At 71.7% G+C, this 4,889-nt stretch carries 4 protein-coding genes and 1 pseudogene; all 5 read right to left on the reverse strand.

Annotated features, from left to right (window positions below; all coding sequences use genetic code 11):
• Positions 1 to 235 precede the first annotated feature (235 nt).
• Positions 236 to 1,057, reverse strand: a complete 822-nt coding sequence (locus PROKR_RS04710) for an ABC transporter permease (RefSeq protein WP_036960038.1) — start codon at positions 1,055 to 1,057, stop codon at positions 236 to 238.
• Complete coding sequence (locus tag PROKR_RS04715; protein WP_036960039.1) at positions 1,054 to 2,058, reverse strand: daunorubicin resistance protein DrrA family ABC transporter ATP-binding protein; 1,005 nt, start codon at positions 2,056 to 2,058, stop codon at positions 1,054 to 1,056. The genes PROKR_RS04710 and PROKR_RS04715 overlap by 4 nt, the downstream gene beginning before the upstream one ends.
• Positions 2,059 to 2,094: 36 nt before the next feature.
• Positions 2,095 to 3,033 carry a COX15/CtaA family protein gene (locus tag PROKR_RS04720; RefSeq protein WP_036960040.1) on the reverse strand — a complete coding sequence of 313 codons (939 nt, stop codon included), beginning with the start codon at positions 3,031 to 3,033 and terminating at the stop codon, positions 2,095 to 2,097.
• Positions 3,034 to 3,196: 163 nt separating this feature from the next.
• Positions 3,197 to 4,411, reverse strand: a complete 1,215-nt coding sequence (locus PROKR_RS04725) for a S8 family peptidase (protein ID WP_051432672.1) — start codon at positions 4,409 to 4,411, stop codon at positions 3,197 to 3,199.
• Between the two features lie 133 nt (positions 4,412 to 4,544).
• Positions 4,545 to 4,889: pseudogene (locus tag PROKR_RS04730) on the reverse strand (ABC transporter permease); the annotation flags it as partial.

Raw genomic sequence — 4,889 nt, forward strand, 5'->3', positions numbered from 1 at the left:
CTGCGCCGGGCGCCGGTCGTCGCGGCGGCTGCCGAGCGGCACGGTGCCGAGGCGGTGGATGCCGCCCGGGCCCGTATCGCCGCGATCCCGCGCGAGACCCTGGCGGAGCACGCCCTGACCACGCTCGAGCGGCTGACGACGGTCGAGCCGGTGAACGTAGGGAGGGTCGCTCCATGAGCCCTCAAGGAGCGACCACCCCTACGTTCGGTGGCCGGACGCCGTGGCGGCAGCGCGGTCAGGCCTTGCGGAGGTAGGCCCGGACCGCGATCGGCGCGAAGATCACCACGACGACGGCAGCGCTGAGCAGCGTCCAGCCGACGTCGGCGGTGACCAGGCCCTCGTTCGCCAGCGTGCGCACGGCGGAGACCAGGTGCGACACCGGGTTCACGTTCACGAATGCCTGCATCCAGCCCGGCAGGGTGTCGACCTCGACGAACGCGTTGGACAGGAACGTCAGGGGGAACAGGACCATGAACGAGACGCCCTGCACGAACGTGGCCGAGCGCGCGATGACGCCGATGTAGGCGAAGATCCAGCTCAGCGCCCAGGCGCAGACGATCACGAGCAGGCCGGCGAGCACCACGCCGCCGAAGCCGCCGCCGGGACGCCAGCCCATGACCAGGCCGGTCAGGAACGTGATCGTGGTCGCGACGACGTAGCGGACGGTGTCGGCCAGCAGCGCCCCCGCCAGCGGCGCGATGCGGGCGATCGGCAGGGAACGGAACCGGTCGAACACGCCCTTGTCCATGTCCTCGCGGAGCTGGACGCCCGTCACGACGGACGCCGTGATGACGGTCTGCGCCAGGATGCCGGGGATGATCAGCGGCAGGTAGGCACCGACGCTGCCGGAGACCGCGCCGCCGAACAGGTACGTGAACATCAGCGTGAAGATGATCGGCTGGAAGGTCACGTCGATGAGCTGCTCGGGGGTGTGCCGGACCTTGAGCAGGCCGCGGTAGGCCATGGTGAACGACTGGGAGACGGTGGCGGCCAGGCCGACCCGGGCGGGCTGGATCGTGGCGGTGTGCGGCGCCGGGGCCAGGGTCGCGGTGCTCATGCGGTCACCTTCTCGGTGTCGTTGCGGGTGTTCTCGGTGCTGCCGACGGCGGGACCGTCGTCGGACGCCGCGTGGCCGGTGAGGGTGAGGAAGACCTCGTCCAGGCTCGGCTTGTCCAGGCTCACGGAGTCGATCGACACCCCGGCGTCCCGGAACCGGACCAGCAGGTCGGCGACGGCCTCGGCGTGCGGGACCGGGACGGTGATACGCAGCCCCTCCGGCGCGACGACGCCCGCGGCGCCGAAGACCTGCTGCACCAGGCTGAGCGCGGTGCCGAGGTCGTCGGCCTCCGCGAGCCCGACCTGGAGCGACTGCGCACCGACGGTGGACTTGAGCTCGTCGGCGGTGCCCTCGGCGACCACCGTGCCGCGGTCGATGACCGCGATGCGGTCGGCGAGCTGGTCGGCCTCGTCGAGGTACTGGGTGGTGAGCAGCACCGTGGAGCCGCCCGCGACCAGGCGGCGGATGGTGTCCCACATCTGGTTGCGGGTGCGCGGGTCCAGGCCGGTCGTGGGCTCGTCGAGGAAGATGAGCGGCGGCCGGGCGATCAGGCTCGCCGCCAGGTCCAGCCGGCGGCGCATGCCACCGGAGTAGTTGCGCAGCGGTCGCCTGGCGGCGTCGGTCAGCGAGAACTCCTCCAGGAGCTCGGCCGACTTGGCCCGCGCGGCGCGCGCGGAGAGCCCGAGCAGCCGCCCGAAGACCACGAGGTTCTCGGTGGCGCTCAGCGTCTCGTCGACCGACGCGTACTGGCCCGTCACGCCGATCAGGGAGCGGACGGCGGCACCCTCGCGGGCGATGTCGTGGCCGAAGACGCGGGCCTCGCCGCCGTCGGGCCGCAGCAGGGTCGCGAGCATGCGGATGGTCGTGGTCTTGCCCGCGCCGTTGGGCCCGAGCACCCCGTAGACGGTCCCTGTACGGACGGTGAGGTCGACGCCGTCCACGGCGCGGTTGTCGCCGAAGATCTTGACGAGGCCCTGTGCCTCGATCGCGTTCGTGTTCATGCCCCCAGCGTGCGGCGGCCCGCTCGCACGGGACTGTCAGACCGCTGTCACGGCGCGTTCCCGCGTCGTCAGCCACACACGCGTCGTCCCGGCGATCAGCGTGGCGGCACCGATCATGTGCAGCCCGACGAGCAGCTCGGGCAGGTCGGTGAAGTACTGCACGTACCCGATCAGGCCCTGCGCCAGCGTGATGACGAGCAGGGTCACGGCCGCCCGGCGCACCTCGGCCGGGCCACGCCGGACCACCACGAGGAAGGCGACCAGGGCGACCAGGAACACCCACACCGCGGCAGCGTGCCACTTGGTCAGGAGCGCCGGGTCGACGGCGATGCGGTAGCCCACCTCGGCGTCGCCGCTGTGCGGGCCCGCACCGGTGGTCAGCACGCCGAGCACGACCACGACGGCCGTGAGCCCGGCCAGCACCCAGTCCAGGTTGCGCACCTGCGGCGCCACCACGAGGCGGGGGGCTCCGTCGCCCTCGCCGTGCCTGTGCAGTATGTAGAGGGAGACCGCGACCAGTGCACCCGAGACACCGAAGTGCAGGGACACCCAGCCCGGGTGCAGGTGGAGCAGCACCACGATGCCGCCGATCAGCGCCTGCATCATCACACCCACGATCGGCACCAGGCCGAGCATGCGGTACGACGCCGTGCGCTTCAGGTCCGTGCAGACCAGCACCGCCAGCAGCACCGCGACGACACCCAGGGCGCCCGTCAGTGTGCGGTTCCCGAACTCGATGTACGGGTGCAGGGTGGTGGCCTCGTGGAACACCGGTGTGAAGCTGCCCGGCTCGCACTGCGGCCAGGTGGAGCAGCCCAGGCCGGAGTCGGTCAGGCGCACGGCGCCACCGGTCCCGATGATGCCGATCTGGCCGACCAGGTTCGCGATCAGGACGGCGCGGGTCCAGTGCCGGAAGCGGTCCACGCGGCCGGGGAGCGCGTCGATCCAGGAGGTGGGGGCGGCGGGTGCGGTCACGGGTCCCACGCTAGTGCCCGTCGGCGGCGCCGCCTTCCGTACCGGTCCCGCACCAGGTGTGATTCTTTGCCGACTACCTGTCAGGAACGCCACAGACGTGTCAGGCGCTCAGATCACCGGGGTGACCTGAGCGCCTGACACGTGACGAGGAGGAGTCGGGCGGTCAGAGACCGCTGACGTTGAGCAGCAGGTTGGGCGAACCGGTGCCCGGGTCGGTCACGGCGTCCTGCACCGCGGCGCCGGTGAGGGCGTCACCGACCTCGGCCGGCGTCGCGCTCGGGTTGCCGCCCAGCACGAGCGCAGCGGCGCCCGCGACGTGCGGCGTGGCCATCGAGGTACCACTGATGATGTTCGTGTCGCTGTCACCGGTGTACCAGGCCGACGTGATGTCGGTGCCCGGCGCGAAGATGTCCACGCAGGTGCCGACGTTGGAGTACACGGCGCGGGCGTCCGTGTCCTCGGTGGCGCCCACCGTGATCGCCTCGGGGGTGGAGCTCGGCGAACCGTCGCAGGCGTCGGCGGCGTAGTCGTTGCCGGCGGCCAGCGCGAAGGTGACGCCGTCCGCGACGGCCGCGGAGACGGCGTCGTTCACGGCCTGCGAGAAACCGCCGCCCAGGGACATGTTGGCCACCGCGGGATCGCCCGCCTCGTGGTCGGCCGTGACCCAGTCGATGCCGGCGATCACGCCGTCGAAGCTGCCCGAGCCGGAGCAGTCCAGCACGCGCACGCCGACGAGCGAGACGTCCTTGGCGACGCCGTGGGCCGAGCCACCCACGGTGCCCGCGACGTGCGTGCCGTGGCCCGCGCAGTCGGTCGCGTCGTCGTCGCCGTCCACGGTGTCGGTGCCGCTGACCGCGCGGCCGCCGAAGTCCTCGTGACTGTTCAGGATGCCGGTGTCGATGATGTACGCCGTCACGCCCGAGCCCGAGTTCCCGTAGGTGTAGGAGTCGTCGAGCGGCAGGGCCTCCTGGTCGATGCGGTCCAGACCCCAGGAGGGGACCGGTGACTGCGTGTCGGACGCGGTCATCACCCGGTTCTGCTCCACGTACGCGACGGACGGGTCCGCCTCGAGCCGCTCGGCCTGCTCCGCCGACATCGACGCCGAGAAGCCGCGCACCGCGTTGGTGTACGAGTGACGCACCTCGCCGCCGTACTCCTGCACGAGGCTGCTCGCCGCGCTCCGGACCTGCTTCCTGCTGACATCGCTGTCCTTGAGGACCACGATGTACGAGTCCTCGATCAGCGCGCCCGCGACGGGCGCGGGCGCCTCGTCCGGTGCCGCCGAGGTCATGGCCGCTGCCGCCGGAGCCGCCGCGAGGGCGATCGCTATACCGGCACCGACGATCAGCCGACGACGGTTGCTGTGAGTGGAAGTCACGCTGCCTCCCTGGGGAATGTAGGTGAAGTGAACCCTAAATGGGCAAATTTCACCCGCCAACCTCACGAAAAGGTCATACCGGTCGGGTATGCGTGTGCGGTAAGTAGTTTCCCGGCGGTGCCGGCGGACGAGCTCAGTGCCAGCGGAAGAGCCGGGCCGCGCCCGCGCCCAGCGCCGCGGTCCAGGCCAGCAGCACCACCACCGAGAACGGGGGCACGGCGCCGTACAGCAGTGCGCCGCGCATCGCCTCGCCCAGCGCTCCGGACGGCAGCAGCACCGCCACGTGCGACAGCGGTCCCGCGAGCTGTTGCGCGGGCAGCAGCACGCCGCCGCCTACGGTAAGCAGCACCAGCACCAGGTTGGCCACGGCCAGCACGCCCTCGGCGCGCAAGGTCCCGGCGAGCAGCAGCGCCAGGGCCGTGAACGCGGCGGTCCCCAACAGCCCCGCGCCGACGACGGCGGGCAGCGCGCCCAGCTC

The organism is Promicromonospora kroppenstedtii DSM 19349, from assembly GCF_000515355.1.
Lineage (GTDB): Bacteria > Actinomycetota > Actinomycetes > Actinomycetales > Cellulomonadaceae > Promicromonospora > Promicromonospora kroppenstedtii.

Coding starts and splice junctions, on each gene's coding strand:
- PROKR_RS04710 (WP_036960038.1), bottom strand. CDS start 1,057: ATGAGCACCGCGACCCTGGCCCCGGCGCCGCACACCGCCACGATCCAG.
- PROKR_RS04715 (WP_036960039.1), bottom strand. CDS start 2,058: ATGAACACGAACGCGATCGAGGCACAGGGCCTCGTCAAGATCTTCGGC.